Origin of the sequence: Bacillus sp. CH_70, assembly GCF_038007045.1 — a bacterium.
Lineage (GTDB): Bacteria > Bacillota > Bacilli > Bacillales > Bacillaceae_G > Bacillus_A > Bacillus_A cereus.
Map to the genome: position 1 here is coordinate 2,460,811 of NZ_JBBOWL010000001.1, position 12,292 is coordinate 2,473,102.

A 12,292-nucleotide genomic window follows, 5' to 3' on the forward strand; every position below is an offset into this window, starting at 1 on the left:
TTTATGATATCTGAGGAGAGGTGAGAAAAATGGATTTACAAGAACCGAAGTTAAAAGGGGTAATAGCAACATTACAAATAATCGGTGGGAAATGGAAGCCACTCATTTTGTTTATTTTGCTAACAGATGGAATGAAACGTTTTGGTGAATTAAAGCGATTGATACCAGATATATCTCAAGGGACGTTAGCGAAGCAATTACGTGAATTAGAGCAAGATCAACTAATAAAACGCGAAATTTATCAAGAAATACCACCTAAAGTAGAATATAGCTTAACTGAACATGGAAAAACAGTCAGTACTGTTTTGGATAGTATGTGTAGTTGGGGAAGAGGGCATTTAGAATATATAGATAAAGATAAACCATAAAAATGTTATGTAAACTTATTGTAGTGTGAAGGGAAATATTGTTTTAATAATTTGTATTTTATAATATATAATTAAGGAGTGTCGTAGGTTATTATACATATTTAATTTATTTTTACAAAGGGGAAGTAATAAGATGAACGAATTAGAGTATAAAAGCTTCTATGATAAAGTAGGAAGATTAAATGGATGGGATTTTAGCAAAATAAAATGTGAAACTGTAGGAGATACATGGGACTTTTATAGTGAGGTAAAAGAAAGGTGTAAACCATCACATATTTTACTTGATGTTGGTACAGGCGGAGGAGAAAATGTACTTAACATAGCATCATCAGCTAAATTGTTGATTGGAATTGATAATTCTAACGGCATGATTGCAACGGCACATTCTAACTTGAAAAAATCAGGTGTACAAAATGTTGAGTTTCTTCAAATGGGTTCTGAAGCTTTAACATTTCCACATGCACATTTTGATATTGCTTCAAGTTGTCATGCCCCGTTTCTGGCATCTGAGTTAGCGAAAGTAATGAAAAAGGGTGCCTTTTTCTTAACACAACAAGTAAGTGAGAATGATAAATTAAACCTGAAAGAAGCATTTGGTAGAGGACAATGCTTAGGTGAACGGGATGGTACTTTAAAAGAAAAGTATATGAATGAACTTATTAGTGCAGGATTTGATCTCGTGCAAGTACGTGAATATGATGTTACTGATTATTACAGTAGGTCTGAAGATCTCATTTTCTTATTAAAACATACCCCTATTATTCCTAGATTTGGAGAACAGGAAGAGGATTTTACTATTTTACAAAAGTTCATTGATACGTCTAGTTCTGAAAAAGGGATTCGTACTAATTCAAAAAGATTTATGATTATTGCTGTTAAATTATAATATATTTTAGTGTAAAAGCTGCTTTTCATTTAAAGAAAAGCAGCTTTTTGTGTGGAAAAGAATACAGAAAATACTTGAAAATAATAGAAATAAATAAAGTGTAAATTAAAAAATCAAAATATCGAGGATAAATGTTTTGAAACGTTACTATATTAGCAATGAAAAAATAAATGTACATATTACTGAATGGGGGAATAATGACAAGCCCGTTATCTTTTGTTTACATGGATTAGGTAGTACGAGTTTAAGTTTTATAGAAATTGCTGAGGAATTAAAAGAAGAGTATAGATTTATCTCCGTTGATGCACCTGGACATGGTAAAACACCTCCATTTGAAAGAACAGAAGATTATGAGATGCACAATTTAGCAAATTGGTTAAATGAAATAATAAATGAATTGAGAATCGAATACTTCTATTTTCTATCACATTCATGGGGAAGTTTTGTAGCTTTATTTTATTTGTTAAATCATCCAGAAAAAGTACAAGGAAGTATTCTTATTGATGGTGGATATCAAACAAAAAGGCTTCGAGAAGAAACGTTGGAAGAAGAAATTGCTTATTATGAAAAGGACTTTGATGAATACGTTTTTAATAATTGGGACGAATTTTTCAAAAGTGAAAAAGAAGCTTATACTAGGTGGTCTTCATTGTTAGAAGTTGCTGTAAAGGATCTAGGGATCGAAATGGATAATAAAGTATGGTGGCATGCCAGGGGAAATACAGCTAGTAATATAATAAGAGGTATGCATAAAGATGAAACAATAGATATATATGAGAAGCTACTGGCTAATATTGTATTACTTCGAGCTACAGTCCCACAAGTTTGGGCGGATTATAGAGATAAGACAGCAAATGTTTTTAAAGAGAAAACGGACAGTATAGTAAAAGTAATTCCTGATACTACACACATGTTGCACTGGGATAAACCAGAAATTGTTATAGCGGAAATAAAAAATAATTGGAGCTAACATAATCATACTAAAGTTGTAGTTTCTATATGAAAAATCCATCCTTCCGTTTGATTTTATCTATTTATAAGTGTAATACAATACGAATAGATAATAAGAAATGAGGGGGAATGTAAAGTGATTACACATATATCAGATATAAAACTACAAACGGTTTCCATAGAAGGGGTAAAACAAGTTTATAAGGACATATTATCTTTTCCAATAAAAAAAGAAACAGCATCCTTCATTCAATTTGAAGTAACACCTTATACAACAATTAGTTTTCAAGAAGTGTATGAACCAATCGCACCTGCACATTTTGCTTTTGAAATCCCATATTCAAAATTCCATGAAACAGCGAGGTGGTTAAACGACTCTGGATTACTCATTGTGAAATGGCAAAATGGAAATGTAATTGGTGAAGAGAATGGTCTATTCAATTTATACTTTAAAGACGGAGATGGAAATCTACTCGAAATTATTGCGCATAGTTATGTTAAAGAAGATGTATTAGTACCATATTCACCTTTAAACATTTTATACGTAAGGGAAATCGGTCTTCCCGTTAAGAGTGTACCTGTTTTTACGGAATGGTTAAAATCAAATCTAAATATGAAAACGATGGAAGATGGGGATATTTTTAACTTTGTTATAGGTGGCACTGCATATATCGTCGCGACTTGGTGGCAGCGACCTTGGATTCCAATCGCGATGAAAGCTCTATCACCGAAAGTACACGTTTCTTTCGGAACACCAGACGTCGCATTTTTACAGCGAATCCATAATAACTTTAAGATAAATAATGTTCCCTTTGAATGTAAACATAATGAAGTATCATTTATTGAGCAGGGATATTCATTTTCTATTGTGTATACACCAGAGTTTCATTCCAATATTCCTAAAGAACTAAACTTGCCACTTTCTATTTAAGGATAGAAAGTGGTAAGTTTTTTATATCTTCGTGAAGAAGGTTTTCATTATGATTAGAGTGAATGCAAAGAAAAGGATTAAGCGTTATTCAAATTTATTTTAAGGAGAGAAATGAAGTGAATCTAGGTAATCCAATTGCAAAAGGGAATACTGCAGAAATTTATTTAACTGATGATAAGGTTGTAAAATTATTTAAAGATTACCTCCCAGATACAGAGTCTATGAATGAAGCAAAAAAACAAAAATATGCCTATACATGCGGGCTGCCAGTTCCAAACGTATTTGAAGTGACAAAGATACAAAATAGACAGGCAATTATTATGGAACATGTAAAAGGGGACAACATTGGTGATCTTCTGCTTAATAATTTAAATGAGGCAGAGCGTTATATCGGCCTTTGTGTTAATGAGCAAAAAAAGATTCATGCTATACATGTGAATACAGATGAAATGGAGTTAATGAGGGAAAGGTTAGAGCGTCAAATTAAATCTGTGCATAAATTGGATGAACGCAAAAAGAAGGATATATTACAAAAATTAGATTTTATTACATTTGATTTTAGGCTATGTCATGGAGATTTTCATCCATTTAATTTGATTTTGAGTAAGGAAGAGAAAGTGAAAGTTATAGATTGGGTAGATGCTAGTTCAGGTGATATTCGCGCAGATGTATTTCGAACATACTTGTTGTACTCACAATCTTCGGTAGAATTAGCTGAGATGTATTTACATATATATTGCAGTCGTACCGGCATATCAAGAGATGAAGTTTTTCAATGGGCTCCTATTATTATTGCAGCTAGATTTTCTGAAAAAGTATCACCGCAAAATGAAGTGTATTTGAGAAGATTATTGAATCAGTATTTATAAGTCATAAAAAAGGTTGTCAGCTAATTAATAAATGCTGTTGTTTAACCAAAGTTTCCTTGCAGTTAAACAACAGCATTCTTAAATATTGATATAGGTATTCTTATTTTCGATCTTCATCCTATAAAGGTTCATAATCCGTACTTGTTCCTCCGTTAATTCTTCTTTATCCCAATACATATGCATTAAGCTATATTCAAAAATCTCCTTTAATTTAATAAATAACGGAAACTTGTCTTTCATCTCTTTTGATAGCTCATTTTCCTCTTGGTAGCCTTCAAATAGTGCTTTTGTAATAGAATACTCATAGTCAACGATATTCCCATTTCCAGCAAATGAATATTCTATCGCACTATAAATAGGAACGGCTAAATCGAATATGTAAAAATGTTTTTCGCAGTCTTGAAAATCTATCATTGTTAAGTTTGAATTATTTTCGACTAAAATGTTTTCTAACCATAAATCTCCGTGTATTAAGCCGTAATTTGAAGGGGATTTTGGTAGCTCTTTTATGGAAGTTAAAACGTCAGATGCAATTTCTCTTATTGTATTTTCTTCTTTAGGGATATATTTAAGAAAATTATATTCTTCATTTTCATACCAATCGTTTATATGTTTTACTGGTTTAATCTTTTCAAAGCTTTTAGATATACGATGTAATTTTCCAATTTGTTTACCAAGTTTTTTAAATATATTAGAATTCCATTCAGACCTTGGTAAATGTATACCAGGAGCAGCTTTATATAATACAGCAAAAATCTCCTTGTCTAATGTGAATTTTTCTACAAAATTCCCTTGTAATTAAGGGATTATTGGTGGAACACCTAAACCATTTTGATATAAAAAATTCGTATATATAACTTCTTCTATCTGTTCTTCATATGTTTTGTAGTTTGTAATTCTACTGAAGTATGTACCTTGTTCTGTAAGACATTCATACATCTCATTTGTTATTGGCTTAATGTTAATAAAATTCAACGGATACTGTTCATTTATGAATTGAAGTATTTCTTTTTCTAGCTTGTTCATTGAAACGTCCTTTCCAAACCTTAATTTTTTAACTTGGGAATTAAAAGAATTTTATTTTATAAAATTCGTGTTTAATTTTTGAAATCCTTTAAAATGAAATATGATGTAAATTGACCTTTAATAATTAGTAAGGTGTTGCCAACATACTCATTAACGCTAAATTGAAAAATGAATAGAAGGTATGACAAAATAAGATAGATGAAAAAATATAAAATTAATACTTATATATAGATTATAAAGATTTTAGAGAAAGGCTCATGTTATAAAACACAAGAAATATCAAAAGAAAGAAACGCACTTCTCCTATACTTTTAAATAAGGAGTGAAGGAAATGAATGAACATATACAGCAGATGATTGATTGGATTGAGAGCAATTTAAAAAAGAGATTTTCATTAGATGAATTATCTCGTTACATGGGGTATTCTCCTTATTATTGCTCTTTTAAATTTCATCAAGTAACGGGTTTCAGTATTAGACGTTATATTCTTCTTAGAAGGTTGTATTTATCTACGGAAGATTTAAAGAATGGTAGGAAGATAATTGAGGTCGCATTGGATTACGATTACTCTTCCCAAGAGGCTTATAGTAGAAGTTTTAAAAATGTTTTTGGAATGAATCCAAGAGAATACCAACTTAACAAAATGCCTATTCAATCATTTGATAAACTAAATTTAAATAAAGAAGGGGCGTTTAAAATGAATATTTCTAGAAAAATAGAGGTTGAACAGTTACGAGATAGGAAGAGTGAGCTATTTGATAAAGAGGTACTTAACATATTAAATGGTCAAGTTATGTATGAAGAATTTAAAAACGAAAAGCTAATGTGTGATTCTGATTATGCACCATTTAATGAGGCAATGTGTGTGAACTCGGCTACTACTCAAGTTTTTAATGAAGAGTTTATTAAAACAAGAGCGAAAGGACATAACAGTTCAGTAGAAAGTTATATAAAAAAGGTTATAGATCCGTTAGAAAACCTTTTTACGAAAAAGTATAAATGTATTGTTCTATGGTTTGGTGAAGATATGTTTTGCCAAATGAACCTACTTACCATACTTTCTCACCTTGAACAGTCTGCTTATGAAGGGAAGGTATACTTAAATAGCTTTAGAGAGGATGAATTTAAAGTAAATCAAATTGAACTTGAATTGGGGAATTATTCTTCTATATACAATGAAGTATTAGTAAACCATAAAAAGACCTCTCATAAGGTACCACCTGTAATGTATCAGGCTATAGACTTATTTTTAGAAATGTTAACAGAAGATAATGCAGTAATGAAATTCATCTCTAAAAATAAAGATTTATCAACTCGTGAATTATTAATAAAGTTGTTTTATCTTTTTCCAACAATCGGATATGGAGATACTCAGTACATAGAGCTGATTAATAAAATAAAGAAGAAAGCTACACCAAAAATATAGGTGCAGCTTTCTTCTTATAATTGCTCAAGTAATTCTAATTCTTTTTCTACAAATAGCATTAGTTCTTTAATTGTTTCACCAGAAAAATCAAAACGAATACCGGCTGCATCATACACTTCTTTTATAGATTGCGAGCTTCCTAGTGATAATGCCTTTTTATAATTTTCTAGCGCTTGCTTAGGATCCTCTTTATATTGTTTATACATTTGTAATGCACCAAGTTGGGCGATCGCATATTCAATATAATAAAATGGTACTTCAAAAATATGGAGTACAGGTAGCCAACTCGTTGCTATCCAGTTTTCGTAGCCATCAATATGTATGACGCTAGACTGATAATGTTTTTGAAGTTGTAAGTATTTTTCATTTCTTTCTTCAGAAGTATGACTTGGATTTTCATACAGCCAGTGTTGAAATTGATCGACAATAAGCATAATAGGTAAATATGAAATAACATCTTTAAAGAAGTTAATTTTTGCTTGTTTTAAATCTTTTTTGTCTGTATAGAAGGTATCCCAATAATTAAGCGAGAATAACTCCATTGTCATACTGGCTAGCTCAGCTGTTTCAGCTGGAATTTCTATATACTGTCGTAATTTTAATGGTTTTATGAGTTCGTTATGAATACTATGACCCATTTCATGTATAAAAGTGACAATATCATCTTGTGTATAATTTAAGTTCATAAAAATATAAGATAATTGTGAAGCTGGTAAGTACTCACAAAAGCCACCAGCTGCTTTTCCTTTGCGGCTTGTTAAATCAAGACAATTGTGTTTATACATTCGGTTTAAAAGTGCTGAAAATTCAACATCTAGTTTATTAAAGATATGAGTGCTCTTTTCAATTAAATCATTTTCATTTGCAATAGGTTTAAGTACTTTTTGATCTGGAGTTACAGCTGATACATCCCACGGGCAAAGCGTATCCAATTGCAGTTTATCTTTTTTCTCTAGCAATATTTTATCTTTAAGAGGCACAACATACTTACGTATGGATTCAGCTAGTTCATAGCAATCTATCGCTGAATAATCAAAACGCTCGTATTTTTTGAACATATAATCGCGATAATTCTCTAGTTGAATATTTTTTGCTTTTTGATGGCGAATTTCAATTAATTGATTTAATATGTTTTGGAGTTCTTTTTCAACAGATAAAAATTGTTCAGAAATAATGGTTTTTGCCTTTTTACGGGTGTCACGATTCGAATCTTGTAAATAGGATTGTAACTCTGTTATCGTTTTTTCTTCTCCGTCCCAAATTCCACTTAATCCTCCAGTGATTTCAAAGTACTCTGTGACTAATTTGTCTTCCTGTATTTCTAATTCAATATTTTCCTCACAAAATAACTTTTGAGCATTTTTTATTTTTGTATCTAATAAACCATATACGTTAGAATCTAATTCCATTCGAAAAGGTGACTCTAAATATTTATTATCCAATAAATTTTGGTACCGCTTTAAAAGTGGCTTTACAAATTGTTGATCATGTTCAAAAGTATCCTTTATTTCTTCATCATCCGTATTACATTGAAAGGCGATGTAATGTGATCTTAATTGTTCTTCGATGTCCCAAATAACTTTTGACTGCTCTTTTAACCAATTTTCAAGGTCTAGCTTTGAAGAAATCATTTTATTTAATAAAGTCGAAAGAGTTTTTTCCAATTGTAGTACATTACTAATATCAATCGTATTTACACGTTGCATTATATATCCCTCACTTTTTATTTATTCATAGAGATATTCTATTTATTAATTGTAATTCCCTTGTTAAATGGGGGAAATGTGAAATAATGTTAAATTTAATAATTAAAGAAGGTATTTATATGTCAAAGTAAAAAGTTTATCGTAAATGAAAATATATGGAGGGGTGCTACATGAGAAAGGGAAAGAAGTTACTTGTATTTTTATTTCCCCTTGCTTTATTATGTCCCTGTGAGAATGACATTGAAGATGCTAAAAGTGAAGAGTCTATAGTGATGGATATTGCTACAGCCGCGGTAAAGGAGGAATCTTTTTTTAGTGCTGCTATAAGAGATGAAAAAGAAAGGATAGTAGATTTAGAGATTGCTGATAGCGAAAATGCTAACGAAATAAAAAAAGAAATTAATAAAAGATTGCAAATTCAAGGCGTTATGTCCTATAAAGTAAATATATCTCAAAGAAACAAGGAGATTGTAAATGCAGAACATAGATGGGAGTTAGTTTTTGGACAGATATTTGATGACGTATTTAGAAAAAATGGATATGAAGGGTTTGGTATTCAGCAAATAAATTATAAAAAGAATCAACCTGTTACCATAGATATAAAAACTAAGATTAGCGATGATGAAGTAGGGGCGAGAGAACTTGGACAGAAAATAGAAAAAGAAGTTGAAGGTGTACTTAAAACAGAAGCAGTAAAGAAATGGATTGAAAATGATTCATATGCTATTGGGATTTACGATATAGATGATCGGAAAATTAACTAATTGAGGAATGAATGCTATATGAATAGAAAACCGATGGAATCAAATATAGAATTGCTGGAGGAGGTGTAATATGTATAAGTATTTATATATTTTAAATGACATTGAAAATAAGATTCAAAATGGAGATATAAAAGAAGGAAAGAAATTACCGTCTATACGGTCACTCGTTACGCAATATGAATGTAATAAGGCAACAGTTATACGTGCGCTTCATGAATTAGAAAAGCGTCACATTATATATTCTGTCCCTCAAAGTGGATACTACGTTGTTAAGAAATCAGGGAGTACGATAGAAAATAATGAGATAATTGACTTTGCCTCTTCAGCACCAGATCCAGATGTTTTTCCGTATTTAGATTTTCAACATTGTATTAATAAGGCTATTGATACGTATAAAAATGATTTGTTTGTATATGGAACGCCGAAAGGGTTACCATCTTTAATACCAGTTATTCAAAAACAATTAGCAAATTATCAAGTCTTTACAAAAGAAGAAAATATTTTTATAACATCAGGTGTTCAGCAGGCACTTGCTATATTAACTTCTATACCATTTCCGAATGGAAATGAAACCATATTAATTGAACAGCCAACATATCATCTATATATTGATTATCTCGAAATAAATAAAGTTCCTGTAATCGGTATTAAACGTTCGAATGAAGGTATCGATTTGAATGAATTGGAGCAAATATTTCAAACTGGAAAAATAAAATTCTTTTATACGATACCGAGATATCATCATCCGCTTGGAACTTCTTATTCTAAAGATGAGAAAGAAAAAATCGCACTATTGGCTAAGAAATACAATGTATTTATAGTGGAAGATGATTATTTAGCAGATTTAGAAACTGATTCAAAAGCAGATCCGTTATATAGCTTGGATAATTGTAGTCATGTCATATATTTGAAAAGTTATTCGAAGATTATTTTTCCTGGTTTACGGGTTGGAGTTGCAGTCATCCCACCATCCATTGCAAATGCGTTCTATACATACAAAAAGATACTAGATATTGATAGTCCAATGATTTCTCAAGCGGCTTTAGAAATTTATATAAAGAGCGGTATGTTTGAACGTCATAAAAGTAAAATTAATTCTTCCTACTACAATAGATCAATAAAACTAGCAGAAACATTAGAAAAAGTGCAAAATGAAAATCCATCATTATTTACATATAATAGACAAAACACATTTGGAATACACACTTGTTTAGAAATGCAGAAAAACACAGTTACAGACACACTTATACAAAAATTAGGTGACATTCAAATAAGTGTCGATACTATTGATAAGAATTATATGAGGAATTTTCCTAAAGAAAAACTGTTAAAGTTAAATGTTTCGAATGTAAAAGAAGATAAGATTGAAGAAGGTATTCGTAAAGTAATTGAGGAAATCAAGCAATTAAGACAGTTTAATTTTCAGTTTAGAAAAGAATAATTTGAATTAGGAGGTTCGTTGTGAGGCGCAAAATCATTCTCTTGTTTGTATGTAGCGCTATAATAATTGGAGTAATGGTTGTGACTAAATATTATAAAAAAGAGGATCAATGCATAGCAGTTGCTAAGTATTCAAGAGGTATTATCGTAGATCAAAATAACGAACCTATATTTAATGTGAAAATATATGAAGATTCAATTGAAAGTAAGGAACACAGTATTTCAAATGCACAAGGTGAATTTGAAATACTAGATGGGGTTTGTGGTGAGATTGTTTTACAATTAGTTACTCCTGATGGAGAAATCTATACGAGAAAATATGATAGGAAGTATATACCAGAAGTAATAAAGCTGAATTATAAAAATAAAAGTGAATAAGATGAAACCATTACGGAGAAAAATAGCAGTTGTGGCCGGAGCAATTATATATGTAATTGGATAATTATATATTTTTTAAGAGCACTCTTAGCAAAGAGTGCTCTTTTTCATCAATGTAAATATTTACTTATCATCTTTTTAAAGTGATTTTTATCATAATTTACATATTGCATAGCTGTATTTCGTATTGGATCTCCAGCATAAAATCTTTCATACAATTCGTGTCTAGATCCTAAGGGGCTTCCGATGATATCCCAGGTTAACTTAAATAATTTTGTGCGTTGTTCGGCATCTATATTAGTTCCTTTAAAGTACTTTTTCAATAAATCAGCTATAGGACTCTGGAAGTCATTTGAGCTCGAAGGAAGTTGAATGAACCCACCTGCTCCAATTAATTGTAAAATTTCTATTGCACGGGGATAATATTTGGAACCAAGATTCCTTGCAGTTTCGATATATTTAAAATTCGGCAAATAAGTTTTCGTTTCATTTGTAGTACCTTCAACTTCAGCAGCAATTAAAAGTGCGCGAATTGTTTCGATTTGCATAATTAATTCCCCAAGCTTCTCTTGAACATGCAAATAAGTAGTAGCACCGATCGCTTCAGCAATTTCACAAGCAATTGCAGTTATAAATTCTAGCTTTACTACTAATCGTACAATTGCTTGGTGATAAGCTAAACTACTAGAAGCTACATCTGACTTTATTGCCCATAACGCTTCAGGGTTGTTATATAGTAAGACTCGTTCCCATGGTACAAATACATTATCAAAGATTAATAGTGCATCCATTTCATCGTACTGTGAGCTAAGAGGGGAATCAACTGTACTAGAGTTTGTATTCGCAAATGGTTCTCTACAAACCATATGTAATCCAGGGGAATTGGCTGCCACAATGAGAAAGTGAGCTAAATCTTTTTGAGTATCAGTCAGTTTTGCTAATGGATAGATTAATAAATCATTTGAATAAGGAGAAGCAGTACCTATCATTTTTGCACCATTTAAATAAATCCCATCAGAAGTTTCCTTAGTAACTCTTAGTAACCCTAAATTTTTTGCATTCAATATTGATTCTGTAGAACGATTTATTTGTGGGTCACGTTGAACTACACTTAAGAACAAGTGATTATCTCTCGCTTTTTCATAATAAGATGTAATTTTATCTGGAAACTGTGCATCGAATTTTTTATAAAAATATCTTGATACGTACCAGCCAGTAAGTCTCGATCTTGCATAATCAGATAATCTACTCATTACACCGTCTGTAGCATAACTCCACGTTTCAAATGCAGTTCTTCTCATTAATAATTCATTATAGGAATTCGGAACTAAAAATGCTGTATGAACAAATTCTTTCGTGTTTGGGCTCACATATCCAATAGAATCTCTTCGTATGGGGTCATCAAACAATGTAAATAAATTAGAAATGGTACTTAATGTTCCTGCAAAATGTTTATCTGTAGTTACATCTATTTTTTGTCCATAGAGCCAAACATTTCGACCATCTTGTAAGCTCTTTATATAGTAATCCTTCAAATTTTGCATATT

The 12,292-nt window shown here is 31.0% G+C and carries 11 protein-coding genes and 1 pseudogene; 9 read left to right on the top strand and 3 right to left on the bottom strand.

All coding sequences use genetic code 11. From position 1 onward, the window contains the following. Nucleotides 1-29: 29 nt before the first annotated feature. From N2V79_RS12465 to N2V79_RS12485, 5 genes are all read left to right on the top strand, one after another. The gene (locus N2V79_RS12465) at nt 30-368 is read left to right on the top strand and encodes a winged helix-turn-helix transcriptional regulator (protein ID WP_000365520.1); all 339 of its coding nucleotides are present in this window, start codon (nt 30-32) and stop codon (nt 366-368) included. A gap of 133 nt (nt 369-501) precedes the next feature. Beyond that, nucleotides 502-1,254, top strand: coding sequence for a class I SAM-dependent methyltransferase (locus N2V79_RS12470; RefSeq protein ID WP_098678502.1), 753 nt, complete (start codon nt 502-504; stop codon nt 1,252-1,254). Nucleotides 1,255-1,390: 136 nt separating this feature from the next. Further along, the gene (locus N2V79_RS12475) at nt 1,391-2,224 is read left to right on the top strand and encodes an alpha/beta fold hydrolase (protein ID WP_098678501.1); all 834 of its coding nucleotides are present in this window, start codon (nt 1,391-1,393) and stop codon (nt 2,222-2,224) included. 117 nt (nt 2,225-2,341) lie between these two features. Further along, a complete protein-coding gene (locus N2V79_RS12480; RefSeq protein WP_053564428.1) occupies nt 2,342-3,136 on the top strand; it encodes a VOC family protein in 795 nt (264 codons plus the stop codon). Nucleotides 3,137-3,252: 116 nt separating this feature from the next. Continuing rightward, nucleotides 3,253-4,005, top strand: coding sequence for an aminoglycoside phosphotransferase family protein (locus tag N2V79_RS12485; RefSeq protein WP_053565505.1), 753 nt, complete (start codon nt 3,253-3,255; stop codon nt 4,003-4,005). 78 nt (nt 4,006-4,083) lie between these two features. On the opposite strand, the pseudogene N2V79_RS12490 reads toward N2V79_RS12485, so the two are convergent. Then, nucleotides 4,084-5,031 (bottom strand): annotated as a pseudogene (locus N2V79_RS12490) (phosphotransferase enzyme family protein). Between the two features lie 331 nt (nt 5,032-5,362). Between N2V79_RS12490 and N2V79_RS12495 the strand changes: the two are divergent. Beyond that, nucleotides 5,363-6,457 carry a helix-turn-helix domain-containing protein gene (locus N2V79_RS12495; protein WP_340719913.1) on the top strand — a complete coding sequence of 365 codons (1,095 nt, stop codon included), beginning with the start codon at nt 5,363-5,365 and terminating at the stop codon, nt 6,455-6,457. Nucleotides 6,458-6,471: 14 nt separating this feature from the next. On the opposite strand, the gene N2V79_RS12500 is transcribed toward N2V79_RS12495, so the two are convergent. Further along, nucleotides 6,472-8,163: a M3 family oligoendopeptidase gene (locus tag N2V79_RS12500; protein ID WP_340719914.1), complete on the bottom strand. Its 1,692-nt coding sequence runs from the start codon at nt 8,161-8,163 to the stop codon at nt 6,472-6,474. Nucleotides 8,164-8,333: 170 nt separating this feature from the next. On the opposite strand from N2V79_RS12500, the gene N2V79_RS12505 reads away from it, so the two are divergent. The 3 genes from N2V79_RS12505 to N2V79_RS12515 all read left to right on the top strand — a co-directional run bounded on the left by N2V79_RS12505 (nt 8,334) and on the right by N2V79_RS12515 (nt 10,745). Continuing rightward, the gene (locus N2V79_RS12505; protein ID WP_340719915.1) at nt 8,334-8,927 is read left to right on the top strand and encodes a DUF4030 domain-containing protein; all 594 of its coding nucleotides are present in this window, start codon (nt 8,334-8,336) and stop codon (nt 8,925-8,927) included. A 70-nt stretch (nt 8,928-8,997) separates the two neighbouring features. After that, nucleotides 8,998-10,368, top strand: coding sequence for an aminotransferase-like domain-containing protein (locus N2V79_RS12510; RefSeq protein WP_340719916.1), 1,371 nt, complete (start codon nt 8,998-9,000; stop codon nt 10,366-10,368). Nucleotides 10,369-10,388: 20 nt separating this feature from the next. Beyond that, nucleotides 10,389-10,745: a carboxypeptidase regulatory-like domain-containing protein gene (locus tag N2V79_RS12515; protein WP_340719917.1), complete on the top strand. Its 357-nt coding sequence runs from the start codon at nt 10,389-10,391 to the stop codon at nt 10,743-10,745. Nucleotides 10,746-10,855: 110 nt separating this feature from the next. On the opposite strand, the gene N2V79_RS12520 is transcribed toward N2V79_RS12515, so the two are convergent. Further along, the gene (locus N2V79_RS12520; RefSeq protein ID WP_340719918.1) at nt 10,856-12,289 is read right to left on the bottom strand and encodes a 4-hydroxyphenylacetate 3-hydroxylase family protein; all 1,434 of its coding nucleotides are present in this window, start codon (nt 12,287-12,289) and stop codon (nt 10,856-10,858) included. Nucleotides 12,290-12,292 lie beyond the last annotated feature (3 nt).

Bases quoted from the DNA above. Each gene is read 5' to 3' on its own strand.
- N2V79_RS12505 (WP_340719915.1), top strand. From the start codon at position 8,334: ATGAGAAAGGGAAAGAAGTTACTTGTATTTTTATTTCCCCTTGCTTTA.
- N2V79_RS12465 (WP_000365520.1), top strand. From the start codon at position 30: ATGGATTTACAAGAACCGAAGTTAAAAGGGGTAATAGCAACATTACAA.
- N2V79_RS12495 (WP_340719913.1), top strand. From the start codon at position 5,363: ATGAATGAACATATACAGCAGATGATTGATTGGATTGAGAGCAATTTA.
- N2V79_RS12500 (WP_340719914.1), bottom strand. From the start codon at position 8,163: ATGCAACGTGTAAATACGATTGATATTAGTAATGTACTACAATTGGAA.
- N2V79_RS12510 (WP_340719916.1), top strand. From the start codon at position 8,998: ATGTATAAGTATTTATATATTTTAAATGACATTGAAAATAAGATTCAA.
- N2V79_RS12470 (WP_098678502.1), top strand. From the start codon at position 502: ATGAACGAATTAGAGTATAAAAGCTTCTATGATAAAGTAGGAAGATTA.
- N2V79_RS12520 (WP_340719918.1), bottom strand. From the start codon at position 12,289: ATGCAAAATTTGAAGGATTACTATATAAAGAGCTTACAAGATGGTCGA.